Here is a 2,892-nt window from a genome sequence, read left to right on the forward strand (position 1 = left end):
GACTAAAGTCTCATTTATTTATCGAAATTGTATATTTTTTGATTGATTTTTCATTTTATCTTCTTATAATACGTTTTTTTTCAATCTCCCCCCTTACGATTATGCGTTTAACATCTTTGTTATTAGGCGTAGCCTTCGCTTTTTCTAATTTTCAGGCTAATGCTAATCTTGCTACTCCAACTCATACTCAAATTCAGCAAAAAGCAGGTCAACATCTGACTTATAAAATTGCTGAAATTGATCCACGTTTTGGTTTAAGTCAAGATCAATTGATTCAGATTAGCCAACAAGCTGCGGATATTTGGGAACAAGGCACTGGGCAGAATTATTTTACTTATGATCCAAATGCAAAGTTGGAGATTCGTCTAGTTTACGATAATAGCCAAAGTCGTTCAGAACAACGTCAAAAAATTGCAGCTCAGTTCCAACAAGAACAGCAACGTGTAATTGATGAGCAGCAACAAATTAAGCAATTGAAGCAAACTTTAAGTCAAACTCAGTCTGACCTTGAAAGTAAAAAGCAAATTTTGAATGAGAAATTGAAAAATTTTGACCAGCAAATGATGCAACTTAATCAAGGCAAATTAGCACCTGAATATAGTGCTAAATCTCTGGCTAAAACTCAGAAAGATCTGCAAAAACAAACTGTTGCCTTAAAGAAAGAAATTGCTGCATATAACCAGCAAGCTAAAGATTTAAATGTCAAAGTTAGTCATTTTAATCAGATTAATAATGAGTTTAATAATTCATTAAATCAATTTAAGCAAAATGCTCAAGCAGATGTCTTTAAAAAAGGTATTTACAACGGCAAGCAAATTGTGATTTATGAGTTTAAGTCTATTGATGATTTACGTTTAACGATTGCTCATGAGTTAGGACATGCGCTTGGCTTAAAACATAGTGATCAACCAAATGCATTAATGCACTCAGTGCGTAAAGATGGTGACAAAAAAATCACTGGCCTTACAGATGCTGATCGTGATCTATTAAGTGCTTTACCTCAATAATTGAGAGCTTGATATAAAGTGATGTATCTATTTCTAGATAGATACATCGAAATTAATATCAAAGTCATGTTATTGTGGTCATAAGAGCTAACGAAAATAGAATGGAGATCAAGATGAGTTATTATCATATCCTGATTGAAGTAAATGATCATATCAGCACAATTGAACAGACTCGTGATATTGAACTGTTTGATATTATTGAAATTAAACCATACCTCCATTCTATTCTAATTCCCTTTTTCAATGAACATGAAATCGAGCTTGAAGATGAAAATATCGAATATAAAGATATTCTCCATCTTGAGGTAAAACAAACTCTGTTACCGATTGAACATTTAATTGAAGAAGAGCAAAAGCAATTACCAAGTGATACTGATGTCACCATTACTGCATATGAAATCTTTAATGATCGTGACTTAAGCCAAGATGTCACTTCGGTTATTTTTGATATTTTGGAAGCGGTTAAATTAGAGTAGCTATCTTATATAAGTGCCTATAAAAAAGGTCTGCATGAGCAGACCTTTTTTATTATTTTCAGTTTATTGCATCATTTTTTTAGCTTGTTCTTGACGGAATGCACGTAAGATTTGTTGCCCTGCCCGTCCCGTTGGATTTAAACCTAAACGAGTTTGCTCCTGACGAATAGCCACACGGGTTTTATCACCAATGAGACCATCAACTGCACCAATATCATAGCCATGATTAATCAAAAACTGTTGGATTTCACGACGTTCTGCACGTGAAGTTCCCGGATCATCAGTGGGCCAAGACGCAATAAATGGACCAGCACCTTTTAAACGATCAGATAAATGTGCAATCGCCAGTCCATAGCTTTCCGCAGCATTATAGCTATAGATAGCATCAAAATTCTTAAATACTAAAAATACTGGACCATTTACACCTGCTGGTGCCATTAAACCCGCTGAAGTATTGCCAGATAAAGCTCCTTGAACAAGTGGAGAACCATCCATTCGGGTTACCCCTCGTGCACTCCAGCTACTTAAAGCTTTCTTAGAACGTCGCCCTTCTCCATCAATTGACATACCTTGGGGAACTTTAACTTCAAAACCCCATGGCATTCCTGTTTGCCACCCTGCTTTATTTAAGAAATTAGCAGTTGAAGCCAGTGCATCCGCTGTACTAGAAACTAAATCTCGACGACCATCTCCATCAAAATCAACCGCTAAACGTTCATAAGTAGATGGCATAAATTGAGTATGACCAAATGCCCCAGCCCATGAACCTTTCAGTTGGTCTTCGGTTAAATCACCACGTTGTAAAATACGCATAGTGGCAAAAAACTCAGTGCGGAAATAACTTTGTCGACGACCTTCACAACTTAAAGTCCCGAGTGCTTGTAATAAAGGATATTTTCCAGAAATATCACCAAAATTACTTTCCACGCCCCACACTGCTACAATTGTTTCCGGTGGCACACCGTAGGTTTGAGAAGCACGGTTTAAAACATCTCGATGTTGCGCCAGTTTTTGTTTTCCAAGCTCAACACGCTCTTCATCGACTAGACCAGAAAGATAATCCCAAATAGGCGTCGAAAATTCTGGTTGGTAATTTAATTTATCAATAACCGAATAATCTGGAGTTAAGTTTTGAGTATAACGATCATAGGTTGTACCAGAGACTCCAGCAGCAACCGCTTGAGAGCGTAAATTTGCCAAACAACTTTGGAAATTATTATTAGGCGTATAATTTTCGTTAGTCACTGTCGGAACAGTAGCACTGCTAGATATTGTAGAACCATTAATTACGAGCTCTGCTTGAGCCTGAGTCATTGCTAAAAATACAGAGCCAACAATACAAGAAAAACGTCGCATATTATCCCAGTTTCAATTTTTGAATTTAAATTTTTAAGTACCATACCATTATG

The 2,892-nt window shown here is 36.4% G+C and carries 3 protein-coding genes; 2 read left to right on the top strand and 1 reads right to left on the bottom strand.

Annotated features, from left to right (window positions below; translation table 11 throughout):
• Together HUN22_RS16325 and HUN22_RS16330 are read left to right on the top strand one after the other, a co-directional pair.
• The coding region (locus HUN22_RS16325; RefSeq protein WP_302675968.1) for a M57 family metalloprotease at positions 1 to 1,007 on the top strand (1,007 nt) is incomplete at its 5' end.
• 101 nt (positions 1,008 to 1,108) lie between these two features.
• Positions 1,109 to 1,483, top strand: a complete 375-nt coding sequence (locus HUN22_RS16330) for a hypothetical protein (RefSeq protein ID WP_014207668.1) — start codon at positions 1,109 to 1,111, stop codon at positions 1,481 to 1,483.
• A 63-nt stretch (positions 1,484 to 1,546) separates the two neighbouring features.
• On the opposite strand, the gene HUN22_RS16335 is transcribed toward HUN22_RS16330, so the two are convergent.
• The gene (locus tag HUN22_RS16335) at positions 1,547 to 2,839 is read right to left on the bottom strand and encodes a lytic murein transglycosylase (RefSeq protein ID WP_217488210.1); all 1,293 of its coding nucleotides are present in this window, start codon (positions 2,837 to 2,839) and stop codon (positions 1,547 to 1,549) included.
• Between the last annotated feature and the right edge of the window lie 53 nt (positions 2,840 to 2,892).

It is taken from the genome of Acinetobacter lactucae, from assembly GCF_013344765.1.
Taxonomy (GTDB): domain Bacteria; phylum Pseudomonadota; class Gammaproteobacteria; order Pseudomonadales; family Moraxellaceae; genus Acinetobacter; species Acinetobacter lactucae_A.